The following is a 15,437-nucleotide window of genomic DNA, read 5'->3' on the forward strand; positions in this document are numbered from 1 at the left end:
TTATCGGTGGAGCGGTAGTTCAGTTGGTTAGAATACCTGCCTGTCACGCAGGGGGTCGCGGGTTCGAGCCCCGTCCGTTCCGCCACCCTATTTAGGGGCGTAGTTCAATTGGTAGAGCACCGGTCTCCAAAACCGGGTGTTGGGGGTTCGAGTCCCTCCGCCCCTGCCAGAAAACAATCCTTTGCTTCGGCAAAGGATTTTTTTTGTCCAAAATTCAGCAATAAAACCAAAACTCAGTTATGAAAAGAGTTTGGGTTTCACTGCGATCCACCCAAACTCTCTCCCAATTACTGAGTCAATACCGGAAATTTAAGCAGTTGGCGAATATGCGCCTGTTGATCGCTATTCTGCAACCACACCGCATACAGTGGCCGTACGGCAACAGGTGTATCTGGAATAACCATCAGGTCACTATAAATGCTGTGCCAGGAGTCGGGTAAGAATGCGCAAGCACCAGTGGTGTGAAGTAATTCACGCGTCACATGCGCTGATGTCGTGGTTAATACTGGGACATCATCACTGGACAGATAACTTTCGTGCTGGTGAAAATCTGCGCCCCATTCCAGTTTAATGTAATCATATTTTTCGCGTTTTTCGGTTTTACGTGCGCGGAATAGTGCGAGTGAAATATGACCTATTTGTTGACTGGTGAGCTCATCCATTTTTGGCGCTTCGGTGGTGATTAACAGATCCAGCTGACGCTCATGCAACTGCTTAACCAATAGATGCCGTTGCGCGATGCGCGCCTCAAGATGCAAGCTCTCCCGGTTTTCATAAAGCGTTTTTAACCAAGGGGTTAGATAGGCTTCCCACAGCGATGCGCTGGCGCCTATTGAAAGTTCGTGATGTTGTTGTGTGTGCGAAACTTCCTTTTTGGCCATCAGCCAGGTACTCATCAAACTTTCTGCATAGGGCAATAAACGCTCACCTGCAGAAGTCAGACGGATATTATTGCGATGACGCGTAAAAAGGTTAACCCCCAATTGGTTTTCCAACTGGCGAATGCGAAAACTAACGGCAGATTGCGTGAGGTAAAGCGCTTCAGCAGCACGCCCGAAATGGCGTGTTCTGCTCACTTCGAGGAAAGTTTTCAGTAATTCCGTATCCACAGCATTCTCCCAAAATTTGTTTGTCGTACTGATTTAAATGTTTTGTTTTACACTCTGTCAAGCCTATCTAATACTCCGCGCCATAAATAGCACGGCCATATGAGAGTCAGGAGCGTGTAAAATGGCGGATAGCTTCGCAACAACAAATCGTTTCTTTGATAACAAACATTACCCACGTGGTTTTTCGCGTCATGGTGATTTCACCATTAAAGAAGCTCAGCTTCTGGAACGCCACGGTTACGCCTTCAACGAACTGGACCTCGCTAAGCGTGAACCAGCCACTGATGAAGAACGTTCGTTTTTAGAAGTATGTCGTGGTGTTCGTGAGCCGCAAACGGAAGCTGAGCGCGTCTGGTCGAAATATACCGCACGCATTAAGCGTCCTAAGCGTTTCCACACCCTGTCTGGCGGCAAGCCGCAGATGGACACGGTGGAAGACTTCAGCGATAGTGATGATTAAAAATAACGGGGCCTAAAGGCCCCGTTATTTATTCCAGACTTTTATGCAGATGGATCAGTAACCGGTCAATGCTGCGATAACTCACCGCCTCCTGCAAATGCTGCCGCAAAATCACCTCCTCACCTGCCAGATCGGCAATCGTCCTCGCCACCTTTAAAATCCGCTGCCATGCTCGCACGGAAAGACCCAGTGAGTTGAGCACTGCTTCCAGCCATTCGGCATCCTGCTGTACTAACGAGCAGCAACGTATAATCTCCGGGTTGGTTAAATGTGCATTCACCTTACCGGCACGCTCCATTTGAGCCTGCCGGGCTGTCAGCACGCGTTTAAGCACATCTGCACTGCATTCTTTGACTTTTTGTTTCTGGCTCAAGGTGCCACTCGGCAGGAGCGGGATTTCCAGCGACAGATCGAAACGGTCAAGGAAAGGCCCGGAAAGCCGACTCAAATAGCGCAGGACCTGTTGAGGCGTGCATCTATTGTGGCTGCCTTGATAATGGCCGGTTGGGCTGGGGTTCATGGCACCGATTAACTGGAAGCGCGCCGGATAGGTCACTTTGGCACGTGCTCGGGAGATCGCAATCTCTCCAGACTCAATGGGCTCACGTAATGAGTCCAGCACCTTACGGTCGAACTCTGGCAGTTCATCGAGAAACAGCACACCATTGTGGGCTAAAGAGATTTCACCGGGTCGCGGCAATGAGCCTCCACCAATCAGCGCATAGAGTGAGGCACTGTGATGTGGCGCTCTAAATGGCCGTCTGCGCCACTGATGGTGAACAGTCCCGCTGCTGACCAGACTATTAATGGCCGCGCACTCAAGCGCTTCCTGATCGTTCAGCGGGGGCATAATACCGGGCAGGCGTGTAGCGAGCATGGTTTTACCGGTACCTGGTGGTCCAAGCAACAATAGGTTATGACCCCCTGCCGCGGTGATCTCAAGCGCCCGGCGACCTTGTTCCTGCCCAATGATATCGCTGAGATCTCGGTCCGCCTGTTCAAAGGGTTCCGGTTGAGAACGGGCCACCGTCAGTGCGGTCTGGTTATGCAGAAAGGCACAAATCTCGACCAGATGCTTCCCGACCAGGGTTTCTCCTTGCTCGATTAATCCAACATCCTGTTGATTCTCATCAGCTAACACCATCCTCCTGCCCGCTTGCAGTGCTGCCATCGCTGCGGGAATCGCGGCCTGAACGCCACAGAGCGCGCCGTTGAGGGCTAACTCCCCCAGGAATTCATATTGCGCCAGTTTTGCGTCAGGAAGCTGCTCTGAGGCTGCGAGAATCGCAATGGCGATAGGAAGGTCATAGCGCCCGCCTTCTTTTGGCAGATCGGCAGGAGCCAAGTTGATGGTGATGCGTTTAGCGGGAAAGGTGAAACCACTGTTAATGATCGCGCTGCGTACCCGCTCTCGTGCCTCTTTCACGGTGGTTTCCGGTAGGCCCACCAGCGTGAGAGCAGGTAATCCTTTGCTGATATGCACTTCTACAGTGACGAGTGGAGCCTGAACACCCAATGCCGCACGGGTTAAAACCTTAGATAAAGACATGACAACTCCTTGTTGCCTTCATCATGCTTAGTGAAATGGCAGATAGCGAATGCGATTCGCTAATATCGGTGCCTGATTCCGAATAATTACCGTTTTTTGCATCCCTTTCGCAGCTTTTAGAAGCCAGATCGCAAAATCTAAATATCCGTTACGCCGCGTGCGTAATGAAAAATTATCACAACTGTAAATAACCTTTTACTTACAATGCGATAACCGTCACGCGCCGTTTGCGTCATAAAAAAACATTATGAAAATTATTGTCAATGACCAGATAACTATGGTAACTCTGTAGGTATTACTTCGAACAATCGAAAAAACAGACAACACATGAAAGCCCTTCTACAAGTGATTAGCCTAGTCGTGATTAGCGTGGTGGTGATTATTATCCCACCGTGCGGGGCATCTCTTGGAGAAAGAAAGGCTTAAAAATCAAGCCCGGAATTCCAAAAACCCCCGCACCGAAAGGTCCGGGGGTTTTTTTTTGACCAGGCTAAATATCAGCGAATCAGCGAGGAACAGATTATGAGCAGTAGCATAAAATTCTGTTGTTCCCCTAGGAATACAGGAGAATAACCATGACAGGTGCACAGTGGGTAGTTCAGGCTTTACGCGCGCAGAGTGTCGACACAGTGTTTGGCTATCCTGGCGGCGCAATCATGCCAGTGTACGATGCGCTCTACGATGGCGGCGTGGAACACCTACTGTGTCGTCATGAGCAAGGTGCGGTGATGGCAGCGATTGGTTATGCGCGTGCCACCGGTAAAACAGGCGTCTGTATCGCCACTTCTGGCCCAGGCGCAACCAACCTGATCACCGGTTTAGCCGATGCGCTGATGGACTCCATCCCGGTTGTGGCCATCACTGGCCAGGTTTCGTCAGCCTTTATCGGCACCGATGCCTTCCAGGAGATTGACGTTCTCGGTTTGTCATTAGCCTGTACCAAACACAGCTTCCTCGTAGAATCCCTTGAAGATTTACCTTCCGTGATGGCCGAGGCCTTCGCTATTGCCCAGTCTGGCCGCCCGGGCCCGGTTCTGGTTGATATCCCAAAAGACATCCAAATTGCCAGCGGTGATTTAACGCCGCACCTGCTGCCCGTTGAAGAGGCGATCAGCCATTCACCGCAGCACATCGCTGAAGCCCGCGAGTTAATGGCACAAGCGCATAAGCCCATGCTGTACATCGGCGGGGGTGTTGGCATGGCGCAAGCCGTTCCTGCATTACGTGCGATGGCACAAGAAACCGGCATTCCGATGGTCTCTACGCTGAAGGGTTTAGGCAGTGCTGACCCGTCCAGTGATGTTTACCTCGGCATGTTAGGCATGCACGGCACCAAGGCTGCCAACCTTGCAGTGCAATCCTGTGATTTATTGATCGCTGTTGGCGCTCGCTTTGATGACCGTGTAACCGGCAAGCTGGATACCTTTGCGCCGCACGCCAGCGTTATCCACATCGATATCGATCCCGCTGAACTGAACAAACTGCGCCGTGCGCACGTTTCGCTGCAGGGTGATTTAAACCAGGTACTGCCTGCGTTGAGCATGCCGCTGCAGATTGAGGGCTGGCGCACGGAAGTCAAAGCGATGAAAGCCGAGTTCGACTGGCGTTACGATCACCCAGGCGAAGCGATCTATGCGCCTCTGTTGCTGAAACAGGTATCCGATCGCAAAGGCGAGAGTGCCGTGGTTACCACCGATGTGGGTCAGCATCAGATGTGGGCAGCGCAGCACATGAGCTTCACCGCGCCAGAGAACTTCATCACCTCCAGTGGCTTGGGCACCATGGGCTTTGGCCTGCCGGCTGCCGTGGGTGCGCAAGTGGCGCGTCCGGATGACACCGTCATCTGCGTGTCAGGCGATGGTTCCATCATGATGAATATCCAGGAGCTGGGTACCATCAAACGTAAAAAGCTGCCAGTGAAAATCCTGCTGTTGGACAACCAACGCTTAGGCATGGTGCGCCAGTGGCAGCAGCTGTTCTTTGATGGCCGCTACAGCGAGACCATCCTCACTGATAACCCCGATTTCCTCACGCTGGCCAGCGCGTTTGATATCCCAGGCCAGCGCATTAGCCGTAAAGATCAGGTCGACGACGCCATTGATGCTCTGCTGAACAGTGAAGGTCCTTACTTCCTGCATGTTTCGATTGATGAGCATGAGAACGTCTGGCCATTGGTACCGCCGGGTGCCAGCAACGCAAACATGATGGAGAAAACCGCATGAACCAGCATCAATTGTCTATCGAAGCTCGCTTCCGTCCTGAAATATTGGAGCGCATTTTGCGTGTCGTCCGCCACCGTGGCTTCCAGGTGTGCTCGATGAACATGGCATCTGCGATTAACGCCGAGAACATTAATATCGAGATGACCGTTGCCAGCCAGCGCTCGGTCGATTTACTGTCTTCGCAGTTAAGCAAACTTATGGATGTCGCTTGTGTCGAGATCCAGCAACAGACATCACAACAAATCCGCGCTTAGTCGCCAAAGGAAATAGCAATGAGTACGAAGAAAGCAGACTTTATTTGGTTCAACGGGGAGATGGTTAAGTGGGAAGACGCCAAGGTTAGCGTCATGTCTCACGCACTGCACTATGGTACTTCTGTGTTTGAAGGCGTGCGTTGCTATGACTCACACAAAGGCCCAGTGGTGTTCCGCCACCGTGAACACATGCAGCGTCTGCATGACTCCGCCAAGATCTACCGTTTTCCTATCGCCGCAAGCGTTGATGAGCTGATGGAAGCCTGCCGCGAAGTGATTCGCGTGAACAAACTGAAAAGCGCTTACATTCGTCCATTGGCGTTTGTTGGCGACGTAGGCCTGGGTGTGAACCCACCAGATGGCTACACCACCGACGTGATCATCGCTGCTTTCCCATGGGGTGCTTACCTGGGTGCTGAAGCACTGGAAAATGGTATTGATGCGATGGTTTCTTCCTGGAACCGTGTGGCACCAAACACCTTGCCAACAGCGGCTAAAGCGGGCGGTAACTACCTTTCCTCACTGCTGGTGGGCAGCGAAGCGCGCCGCCACGGTTATCAGGAAGGTATCGCTCTCGACACCAACGGCTATATTTCAGAAGGTGCGGGTGAAAACTTGTTCGAAGTGAAAGATGGCATTCTTTTCACGCCACCGTTCACCTCTTCAGCATTGCCGGGCATCACCCGTGACGCCATCATTAAACTGGCGATCGATCTGGGTATCGAAGTGCGTGAGCAGACCCTGTCGCGCGAATCGCTGTATCTGGCTGATGAAGTGTTCATGTCCGGTACTGCGGCAGAAATTACCCCAGTACGCAGCGTTGATGGCATTCAGGTTGGTGCCGGCAAGCGTGGTCCAGTGACCACCAAAATTCAGAGCGCCTTCTTCGGCCTGTTCACGGGCGAAACCGAAGATAAGTACGGCTGGTTGGATCAGGTTAATCCATAACAAGACCGTTACGCGGGTGCAACTGCGCCCGCGTCATATTTCAGACTGGAGTAAATAGAGCATGCCTAAGTACCGTTCTGCCACCACCACCCATGGCCGTAATATGGCGGGTGCACGTGCCCTGTGGCGCGCCACAGGAATGACCGACGCCGATTTCGGTAAGCCGATTATCGCAGTGGTTAACTCATTCACCCAATTCGTGCCGGGCCACGTGCACCTGCGCGACATGGGTAAGCTGGTGGCGGAGCAAATCGAAGCTGCCGGTGGTGTCGCTAAAGAGTTCAACACCATCGCGGTGGATGACGGTATCGCCATGGGTCATGGCGGCATGCTGTATTCACTGCCTTCGCGCGAACTGATCGCCGACTCCGTGGAGTACATGGTTAACGCGCACTGCGCCGATGCCATGGTGTGTATTTCCAACTGCGACAAAATCACCCCGGGCATGTTGATGGCGTCACTGCGCCTCAACATCCCAGTGATCTTTGTTTCCGGCGGTCCGATGGAAGCCGGTAAAACCAAGCTGTCCGACAAAATCATCAAGCTGGACCTGGTCGATGCGATGATTCAGGGCGCCAACCCGAACGTCAGCGACGCCGATAGCGATAAAATCGAACGTTCTGCCTGTCCGACCTGCGGTTCGTGCTCCGGTATGTTCACCGCCAACTCGATGAACTGCCTGGCCGAAGCGCTGGGTCTGGCGCAGCCGGGCAACGGTTCACTGCTGGCCACGCATGCCGACCGTAAAGAGCTGTTCCTCAACGCCGGTAAACGCATCGTTAGCCTGACCAAAAAGTATTACGAGCAGGATGATGAGCGCGTACTGCCGCGCAACATCGCCACCAAAGCCGCGTTTGAGAACGCGATGACGCTGGATATCGCCATGGGCGGTTCCACCAACACCGTTCTGCACCTGTTGGCAGCGGCGCAGGAAGGCGAAATCGAGTTCAACATGTCGGATATCGATCGTCTGTCGCGCAAAGTGCCACACCTGTGCAAAGTGGCACCGAGTACACCGAAATATCACATGGAAGACGTACACCGCGCCGGTGGCGTTGTCGCCATTCTGGGCGAGCTGGATCGTGCAGGGCTGATCGACACCACTGCGCGCAACGTTTTGCAGCAGAGCATGCGCGAAACCCTGGATCAGTACGACATCATGCTGACCAAAGACGAAGCGGTGAAGAAGATGTTCCGCGCCGGTCCGGCCGGTATCCGTACCACTCAGGCCTTCTCACAGGATTGCCGTTGGGACACGCTGGATGATGACCGTGTAGAGGGTTGTATCCGCACCCGCGAACACGCGTTCTCTCAGGATGGTGGCCTGGCCGTGCTGTACGGCAACATCTCTGAAGATGGCTGTATCGTAAAAACCGCCAGCGTGGATGCAGAGTTGTTGACCTTCAAAGGCCCGGCAAAAGTCTACGAAAGCCAGGATGATGCGGTAGAGGCGATCCTCGGCGGTAAAGTGGTGGCCGGTGACTGTGTGGTGATCCGCTACGAAGGACCAAAAGGCGGTCCGGGCATGCAGGAAATGCTCTATCCGACCACCTATCTGAAATCTATGGGCTTGGGTAAAGCTTGCGCATTGATCACCGATGGTCGCTTCTCCGGCGGTTCTTCCGGCCTCTCTGTGGGACACATCTCGCCTGAAGCAGCGAGCGGCGGCACCATTGCGCTGATCCAGGATGGCGACATGATCGAGCTGGATATCCCGAACCGTCGTATCCATCTGGATCTGCCAGACAACGAAATCCACGCTCGTCGTGAAAAAGAGCAGGCGCGTGGCGAAGCGGCTTATACCCCGCACAACCGCGAACGTGCTGTTTCCTTCGCGCTGCGTGCTTATGCATCACTCGCGACCAGTGCTGACAAAGGCGCAGTACGCGATAAGTCTAAGCTGGGAGGCTAACAACTGATGGCTGAGTCTCAACCGCTACCCGCGTCGCCGAACGGCGCGGAGTATTTGCGCGCGGTGCTGCGTGCCCCTGTGTACGAAATTGCCCAGGTCACGCCGCTGCAAAAAATGGAAAAAATTTCATCGCGTCTCGGCAACACCATTTTGGTGAAGCGCGAGGATCGCCAGCCAGTACACAGCTTTAAGCTGCGTGGGGCGTACGCGATGATTGCCGGACTGACTGAAGAGCAAAAAGCACGCGGCGTGATCACGGCTTCGGCCGGCAACCACGCGCAAGGTGTGGCGCTTTCAGCCAGCACGCTGGGCATCAAATCACTGATTGTGATGCCGTTGGCCACGGCAGACATCAAGGTTGATGCAGTGCGCGCATTTGGCGGTGAGGCTTATCTGTTTGGTGCCAATTTCGATGAGGCGAAAGCCAAAGCGATTGAGCTGGCTGAGCAGCAGGGGTACACCTTTGTCCATCCGTTCGACCATCCGGCGGTGATTGCCGGGCAGGGCACGCTGGCGATGGAACTGCTGCAACAAGATGCGCATATCGATCGGGTATTCGTGCCGGTCGGTGGCGGCGGTCTGGCAGCGGGCGTGGCAGTGCTGATCAAACAGCTGATGCCGCAGATCAAAGTGATCGCGGTGGAGTCGGAAGATTCAGCCTGCCTGAAAGCGGCACTGGATGCCGGTGAGCCGGTGGATTTGGCACGCGTCGGCTTGTTTGCTGAAGGTGTGGCGGTAAAGCGCATCGGCAGTGAAACGTTCCGTCTGTGCAAAGAGTATCTCGATGACATCATCACCGTAGATAGCGATGCCATCTGCGCAGCGGTGAAAGACCTGTTTGAAGACGTGCGTGCGGTGGCGGAACCTTCAGGTGCGCTGGCGCTGGCGGGTATGAAGAAGTATATCCAGCAGCACGACATCAAAGGCGAGCGCCTGGCGCACGTCTTGTCAGGCGCGAACGTCAACTTCCACGGTCTGCGCTATGTGTCGGAACGCTGTGAAATTGGCGAACAGCGCGAGGCGTTACTGGCGGTGACGATCCCAGAGCAGCAGGGCAGTTTCCTCAAGTTCTGCCAGACGCTGGGTGGTCGCTCCATCACCGAGTTCAACTACCGTTATGCAGATGCGGATAACGCCTGCATCTTCGTCGGTGTGCGCTTAACACGCGGGCTGGAAGAGCGCAGCGAAATCATCAACCAATTGACTGAAAGTGGCTATAACGTCGTGGATCTGTCGGACGACGAAATGGCAAAACTGCATGTGCGCTACATGGTCGGTGGACGTCCGTCGAAACCGCTGCGTGAGCGCCTGTTCAGTTTTGAATTCCCGGAAGCACCGGGCGCACTGCTGAAGTTTTTGCAGACGCTCGGCGCGCACTGGAATATCTCACTGTTCCACTATCGCAGCCACGGTACCGATTTTGGCCGCGTGCTGGTGGCATTCGAAGCTAACGACCAGGAGCCGAATTTCGACACCCATCTCACTGCATTGGGTTACGAGTGGCACGATGAGGCGAACAACCCGGCATTCCGCTTCTTCCTCGCCGGGCAGTAGTTACAGCAGGTTCCAGAACGCATTGATAAGCGGCTCCCCGAGCCGCTTTTTTTGTACACACACGCCTAATTCAAGCGGCGCGACCGACTCGACATTCTCCAGCGTCAACACACGATTACGCACCGGTTCCGGGCTATTCTCCAGTACCACATCCGGCAACAACGCAATACCACATCCCAGCGCCACCATCGAAACAATCGCCTCATGCCCAGAGACCGTGGCATAAATTTGCGGATTGGGAATGCGATGGCGACGGAACCACAAATCGATACCGCGTCGCGCAGGCCCTTGTTCCGGCAGAATAAACGGAATCTGTGACCAGTCTGGATCGTCCTGAGTGGCCTGGCTGCGTACCGGACAAGGCAGTGCCGGGGCGATCAGCACCAGCGGAATGATGCCTAATGGCGTAAAATCTATGCTGGCAGGCAGCGACTCGGGACGACCGGCGATCGCCAGATCCGCTTCGCCGGATTGCACCATTTCAATCGCGTCGGCGGCGTCACCGGTAGTGAGTTTGATCTCCACCTGAGGATGCTCGGCACGGAAGCGGTCGAGAATCGGCGGTAGATGACTATAGGCCGCGGTCACTGAGCAGAACAGGCGCAGCTCACCGCTGAGCGAGGGTCCATTCAGATCCATCACGTGGCGCAGTTGCTGATACTGCAGCAAGGTTTGCTGAGCAAATTGTTTGAGGCGCTCTCCCGCTTCCGTGAGCGTTACCGTGCGGTTATCACGCAGAAACAACGCGTGACCGACATCTTCTTCCAGGCGCTGAATCTGGCGGGATAGCGTGGATGGGCTAACATGCATGGCACGCGCGGTGCGGCCAAAATGGCAGCTTTCGGCCAGATGAAGAAAGAGTTTCAGGTCTCGTAAATCCATGCGCATTTCACCTCAACGTGTTGTTGCAAATTCTGCAATGTGACGTTGTTAATATATCAATTTAAGCAACGGATTTCCTGTCATATGATGGGGTCATTCGCGGCACTGAACGCAGTGTCGTTACTGAACAAAAGCAAACACAACATCTAACCGGAGTACCCATGGCTAACTACTTCAACACATTGAATCTGCGCAACCAGTTAGCGCAGTTAGGCAAATGTCGTTTCATGTCACGCGATGAATTCGCAGACGGCGCAAGTTTCCTGAAAGGTAAAAAAGTCGTTATCGTTGGCTGTGGCGCTCAGGGTCTGAACCAGGGCCTGAACATGCGTGACTCTGGTCTGGATATCGCTTACGCCCTGCGCGCAGAAGCGATTGCTGAGAAGCGTGCTTCTTTCCGCAAAGCGACCGATAACGGTTTTAAAGTGGGTACTTACGAAGAGCTGATCCCGCAGGCGGATCTGGTCGTTAACCTGACGCCAGACAAGCAGCACTCTGCAGTCGTTAAAGCGGTTCAGCCACTGATGAAAGATGGCGCAGCACTGGGTTACTCACACGGTTTCAACATTGTTGAATCAGGCGAGACCATCCGTAAAGACATCACCGTAGTGATGGTGGCGCCGAAGTGCCCAGGTACTGAAGTGCGTGAAGAGTACAAGCGTGGTTTCGGTGTACCAACCCTGATCGCCGTTCACCCAGAAAACGATCCTAAAGGCGAAGGCCTGGCGATTGCTAAAGCTTGGGCTGCGGCAACCGGCGGTGACCGTGCGGGCGTGCTGGAGTCTTCGTTCGTTGCAGAAGTGAAATCTGACCTGATGGGCGAGCAGACTATCCTGTGCGGTATGCTGCAGGCCGGTTCTCTGCTGTGCTTCGATAAGCTGGTGGCTGAAGGTCACGATGCGGCTTACACCGAAAAACTGATTCAGTTCGGCTGGGAAACCATCACCGAATCACTGAAGTTTGGTGGCATCACCCTGATGATGGATCGCCTGTCTAACCCGGCGAAAATCCGTGCTTATGCGCTGTCTGAGCAGCTGAAAACCATCATGGCGCCACTGTTCCAGAAGCATATGGATGACATCATTTCTGGCGAATTCTCTTCAGGCATGATGGCTGACTGGGCCAACGACGATAAAAACCTGCTGACCTGGCGTGAAGAGACCGGTGCAACTGCATTCGAAAACGCACCACAGTTCGACGGTAAAATCGAAGAGCAGGAATACTACGATAAAGGCGTTGTGATGGTTGCGATGGTGAAAGCGGGCGTTGAGTTGGCCTTCGAAACCATGATCGACGCGGGCATCATCGAAGAGTCTGCTTACTACGAATCACTGCACGAGCTGCCGCTGATTGCGAACACCATCGCACGTAAGCGTCTGTATGAAATGAACGTGGTTATCTCTGATACCGCAGAATACGGTAACTACCTGTTCTCCTTCGCGGCCGTACCGCTGCTGAAAGAGTTCATGACCACCCTGCAGCCGGGCGATCTGGGCAAAGCGATTGAAGGCACTCAGGTTGATAACGCGCAACTGCGTGACGTTAACGAAGCCGTTCGTCAGCACCCAATCGAATCGGTTGGTCGTAAACTGCGTGGCTACATGACTGATATGAAACGTATCGCGGTTGCAGGCTAAGCCACACACGACACCGTTTTCAGCACACGGAGAACCCCGGCTTGCCGGGGTTTTTTATGTCTGGAATCCGTACTTTAGTGTTAACACTGCACAGCATTTTGGGCGTAATGCTTGTCAGTTAAGCTGTGATGATAACGCCGTCTGGGGCCATGACACATTTATCACTGTTACCCATGTGCCCGGTCTTAAGTGTTATCTATGCGCACCGTGCAAACCGCACCCAACTTCAGCCAATAAAAAACCCGGCCTGAGCCGGGTTTCATCACGCTAACAGCAACCATCACACTGCTTCATACAGCGTCTGATTACGCGTCTCTTTACAGGCAATCAGCGCGATCAGCGTCAGTACCGCCATGGATGCCAGATAGAAGCCCACTGCCTGCAAACCGTAGTTCGCATTCAGCCAGGTGGCGATATAGGGTGCCACGGAGGCGCCCAAAATCGACGACAGGTTATATGAGAATGACGCGCCGGTATAACGCACTTCAGTCGGGAACAGTTCCGGCAGCAGTGCGCCCATTGGGCCAAACGTCAGCCCCATAATGCTCAGGCCCAACAGCAGGAAGCCCATCACCAGAATCTGCGAACCTGAACCCAGCAGCACGGGGAACATCAGGGCAAAGGCGATAATCATCAGCGTAATGGTGATCATGGTACGACGACGGCCATAGCGGTCTGCCAGCAGGCCCGCAATCGGCACCATCACACCAAAACCAATCACCGCCACCATCAACATCCACAGGAAGCTATTACGTGAATAGCCCAAGCCCGCAGGCGCAGGTGCTGTGCCGTAGCTCATGGAGTACACCGTCATGATATAGAACAGGGTATAGGTGGCCAGCATGATGAAGGTGCCGAGAATGGTCGCGGTCAGATGCTTGCTCAGCAGCGTGCCAATCGGCATTTTGACTTGCTTGTTCTCTTTCTGCACTTTGGCAAACACTGGGCTTTCATGCAGTGACACACGCACATACAGACCAATCAATACCAGGACGGCAGAGAGGATGAAGGGGACACGCCAGCCCCAGCTCATAAACTGCTCATCGGTCAGCAGCCAGGAGAGCAGCAGGAAGGTGCCGTTAGCGAAGAAGAAGCCAATTGGTGCGCCCAGTTGTGGGAACGAACCATACAACGCGCGTTTTTTCGCTGGGGCATTTTCGGTGGCCAGCAGTGCAGCACCGCCCCATTCGCCGCCTAAACCCAGGCCCTGACCAAAACGCGCCAGCGCTAACAGCAGCGGCGCGGCAACACCAATGGTTTGATAGCTCGGCAGTAGGCCGATCAAAACAGTGGAGACGCCCATGGTGAGGAGTGACGCAACCAGGGTCGCTTTACGGCCCACGCGATCGCCAAAGTGTCCGAACAGCGCAGAACCAATTGGGCGCGCGACGAAGGCGATAGCAAAGGTTGCCAGCGACTGTAGCGTGGCAACAGTAGGATCGCCCTGCGGGAAGAAAATGTGCGGGAAGATGATGACGGCCGCAGTGGCATAAATATAGAAATCGAAGAATTCGATAGCGGTGCCGACAAGCGATGCCACGACCACTTTGCCACGGGAATTGACGGGCGTGTCGTCGTGTTTATTGTCGAGTGTTTCTGTGATGGAGGCTTGCATAACTGTTTCTTAATTGTAAATGTAGACAGAGAATCTTACGCACCTGTTTTGCTGCATTCAATGGCGAAAAACCGCGTCAGAACAGGCATTTTCGGCGAAAAAGTGGATAATCTCTGAGTTGCGGCAATCGGCGGCGGATGGGAACGGGAAGTGTCACTTTTTTGGCGGGAATCTCTGCAAAAGGGCCAAATTAAAGTGACCCTTTAGCGTTTCCTGCTGGTTTTTGCTGAATTTGTAGCCAGCAGGAAACATTTTTAGCTGTTGCGGCAAATGTAACAAACTTGCTCGCTTATTTGCCCGGATGCGGCGGTGGCAATTCCTTATCATCCTTGTACTTTGCCGTGGCGATCCACGCGGCGCAGAACAGGGTCAGGCGTGCAAAGAAGTAGAAAAATGCCATTAACCCCAGCACGGAACCAAAGGCGGCACCAGACGGCGAGGTCGCCAGTTTCGGCAGCGTTAATGTCATGACAAACTTAATCACCTCAAAGCCAATCGCCGCCAGCAGCGTGCCGCGGAACAGCGCTTTTTTACGCGGCTTGTGGCGCGGCAGAATCCAGAAAATCCACAGGAATAGCAGATAGTTGGCGAAGATGGAGATCGACAGCGCAATAATGGTCATCGCCGGACGCAGCCACTCGATATCTTCCAGCCCTAAGGCATTGACGATGGCGTTTTGTGCGGCACCGGCAATCGAGGTCAGTGACAGCGTAATCACCAGCGCCAGCATCAAACCGAGCAGTGACAGCAAATCACGGGCATATTTCTTCCAGATTTTTCTTGATCATCAGGTGTGCGCTCCCATACATCGCGTGACTGGGCGCGCACCGCCTCGCGCAAATTACCCATCCAGTTTATGCCGGAGTAGAGCGCCAGCAGCAAACCGGTCAAGCCTACGGTGGCGCGCTGCTGAATAGCGGTATTCACGGTATTTTTCAGGGTATTGGCTAGCGTGGGGTCACTGATACTGTTAACGATTTTGTTGATCAACTCTGAGAGTAAATCCTGATTCGACGCCAGTACAAAACCGACTGCCGCAAAGGAGACCATCAAAATCGGTATCAGTGACAGGAAAGAGAAGTAGGTGATCGCCGCGCCAAACTGACTGCCGAGACGATCGTTAAAACGTTCCAGTGCGCGCATAAAATGCGCCACTGCCGGGATGGCCTGAAACCAGGCCGCAAAGCGTGAAACGTTCTGAATCGAACCATCCACGGTTTTGTTGCCGGTCTTAATATCAATCAGCGGCTTTTTATCAGCCGCAGGGTCTTTAGTGGGTTTGTCTGTCATAGACG

12 protein-coding genes, 2 tRNA genes and 1 pseudogene are annotated in these 15,437 nt (G+C 53.9%); 10 read left to right on the top strand and 5 right to left on the bottom strand.

Annotated features, from left to right (window positions below; all coding sequences use genetic code 11):
* Nucleotides 1–8 precede the first annotated feature (8 nt).
* Nucleotides 9–85: transfer RNA gene (locus PSSD_RS06820), tRNA-Asp, on the top strand.
* A gap of 8 nt (nt 86–93) precedes the next feature.
* Nucleotides 94–169 (top strand) — tRNA-Trp (locus PSSD_RS06825).
* Nucleotides 170–287: 118 nt separating this feature from the next.
* On the opposite strand, the gene hdfR is transcribed toward PSSD_RS06825, so the two are convergent.
* The gene (gene hdfR, locus PSSD_RS06830) at nt 288–1,109 is read right to left on the bottom strand and encodes an HTH-type transcriptional regulator HdfR (protein ID WP_034820037.1); all 822 of its coding nucleotides are present in this window, start codon (nt 1,107–1,109) and stop codon (nt 288–290) included.
* A gap of 121 nt (nt 1,110–1,230) precedes the next feature.
* Between hdfR and PSSD_RS06835 the strand changes: the two genes are divergently transcribed.
* Nucleotides 1,231–1,569, top strand: coding sequence for a MaoP family protein (locus tag PSSD_RS06835; RefSeq protein ID WP_039333392.1), 339 nt, complete (start codon nt 1,231–1,233; stop codon nt 1,567–1,569).
* 28 nt (nt 1,570–1,597) lie between these two features.
* Here PSSD_RS06835 and PSSD_RS06840 read toward each other — a convergent pair whose 3' ends face one another.
* Nucleotides 1,598–3,118, bottom strand: coding sequence for a YifB family Mg chelatase-like AAA ATPase (locus PSSD_RS06840; protein ID WP_058970132.1), 1,521 nt, complete (start codon nt 3,116–3,118; stop codon nt 1,598–1,600).
* A 327-nt stretch (nt 3,119–3,445) separates the two neighbouring features.
* On the opposite strand from PSSD_RS06840, the gene ilvL reads away from it, so the two are divergent.
* From ilvL to ilvA, 6 genes are all read left to right on the top strand, one after another.
* Nucleotides 3,446–3,544, top strand: a complete 99-nt coding sequence (gene ilvL / locus PSSD_RS26490) for an ilv operon leader peptide (protein ID WP_071531048.1) — start codon at nt 3,446–3,448, stop codon at nt 3,542–3,544.
* Nucleotides 3,545–3,693: 149 nt separating this feature from the next.
* Complete coding sequence (gene ilvG, locus PSSD_RS06845) at nt 3,694–5,340, top strand: acetolactate synthase 2 catalytic subunit (RefSeq protein WP_039333388.1); 1,647 nt, start codon at nt 3,694–3,696, stop codon at nt 5,338–5,340.
* Nucleotides 5,337–5,594 (top strand): acetolactate synthase 2 small subunit, encoded by a 258-nt coding sequence (ilvM, locus tag PSSD_RS06850; RefSeq protein WP_034820026.1) that lies wholly within the window; start codon nt 5,337–5,339, stop codon nt 5,592–5,594. Before ilvG ends, ilvM begins: the two co-directional genes overlap by 4 nt.
* An 18-nt stretch (nt 5,595–5,612) precedes the next feature.
* Nucleotides 5,613–6,542 carry a branched-chain amino acid transaminase gene (locus tag PSSD_RS06855; RefSeq protein WP_034820022.1) on the top strand — a complete coding sequence of 310 codons (930 nt, stop codon included), beginning with the start codon at nt 5,613–5,615 and terminating at the stop codon, nt 6,540–6,542.
* Nucleotides 6,543–6,603: 61 nt separating this feature from the next.
* Nucleotides 6,604–8,454 (top strand): dihydroxy-acid dehydratase, encoded by a 1,851-nt coding sequence (gene ilvD / locus PSSD_RS06860; RefSeq protein WP_058970134.1) that lies wholly within the window; start codon nt 6,604–6,606, stop codon nt 8,452–8,454.
* Between the two features lie 6 nt (nt 8,455–8,460).
* Nucleotides 8,461–10,008 (top strand): threonine ammonia-lyase, biosynthetic, encoded by a 1,548-nt coding sequence (gene ilvA / locus PSSD_RS06865; protein WP_039333386.1) that lies wholly within the window; start codon nt 8,461–8,463, stop codon nt 10,006–10,008.
* On the opposite strand, the gene ilvY is transcribed toward ilvA, so the two are convergent.
* The gene (ilvY, locus tag PSSD_RS06870; RefSeq protein ID WP_039333397.1) at nt 10,009–10,890 is read right to left on the bottom strand and encodes an HTH-type transcriptional activator IlvY; all 882 of its coding nucleotides are present in this window, start codon (nt 10,888–10,890) and stop codon (nt 10,009–10,011) included.
* Nucleotides 10,891–11,051: 161 nt separating this feature from the next.
* Between ilvY and ilvC the strand changes: the two genes are divergently transcribed.
* Nucleotides 11,052–12,527 (top strand): ketol-acid reductoisomerase, encoded by a 1,476-nt coding sequence (gene ilvC / locus PSSD_RS06875; RefSeq protein WP_039333385.1) that lies wholly within the window; start codon nt 11,052–11,054, stop codon nt 12,525–12,527.
* Between the two features lie 280 nt (nt 12,528–12,807).
* Here ilvC and PSSD_RS06880 read toward each other — a convergent pair whose 3' ends face one another.
* Nucleotides 12,808–14,142 carry an MFS transporter gene (locus tag PSSD_RS06880; RefSeq protein ID WP_039333384.1) on the bottom strand — a complete coding sequence of 445 codons (1,335 nt, stop codon included), beginning with the start codon at nt 14,140–14,142 and terminating at the stop codon, nt 12,808–12,810.
* A gap of 289 nt (nt 14,143–14,431) precedes the next feature.
* A pseudogene (yhjD, locus tag PSSD_RS06885) lies at nt 14,432–15,432 on the bottom strand (inner membrane protein YhjD).
* Nucleotides 15,433–15,437: the final 5 nt, after the last annotated feature.

The organism is Type-D symbiont of Plautia stali, assembly GCF_001485335.1.
GTDB classification, from domain to species: Bacteria; Pseudomonadota; Gammaproteobacteria; order Enterobacterales; family Enterobacteriaceae; genus Pantoea; species Pantoea vagans_C.